The 604-nt window shown below is 69.0% G+C and carries 1 protein-coding gene; it reads right to left on the reverse strand.

All coding sequences use genetic code 11. The features are described from left to right. Nucleotides 1–557: ExeA family protein (locus ACYQ2W_RS26515; protein ID WP_459874111.1), on the reverse strand; the 557-nt coding region annotated here is incomplete at its 3' end. Nucleotides 558–604 lie beyond the last annotated feature (47 nt).

Genomic DNA, 604 nt, shown 5'->3' on the forward strand with positions numbered 1-604 from the left:
GAGCCCAGCGGGAGCAGGTCATCGTGACGCAGCTTGTGGAGCAGGCGGGCGTCGCCGGCGAGGATGACGCTGAGCAGGGAGCGGGAGTCGAACTCGGTGCTGGTGAGCAGGCGCAGCTCGTTGAGCACCGTGGGGTGCATCTCCTGGGCCTCGTCGATCAACAGCACCGGTCGCAGCAGGGCCCCTTCGAGGTGGGCCGTCCAGCGCTGGCGTAGCGCCTTGAAGCCGCCCCAGCGATTGTGGGGGCGCAACTCGACGCCGAACAGATCGCCCATCTCGCGGTAGAAGTCGGCGAGGTTGCTGCTGGGGTGGGCGATGGCGCCGACCTGCAGATCGGGCAGGCGGGCGAGGCGCTCGGCGAGGATGCGCAGGGCGACGCTCTTGCCGGTGCCGGGATCGCCGCTGATCAGGGCGAAGCCACCATCGCGGATCAGCCCCTGCTCGATGCGCTGGCAGAAGCGTTCGATGGGCGGGCTGAGGTAGAGCCCTTCGACGGGGACGGCGGGGGTAAAGGGGTTCCATTTGAGCCCATAGAGGGCGAAGCGTTGCGGGTTCATCGGGAGGACTCCTCGGGGTCGTCGGGATGGGGGAGATAGGCCGGCGG

The sequence above is a fragment of the Endothiovibrio diazotrophicus genome (assembly GCF_054657215.1).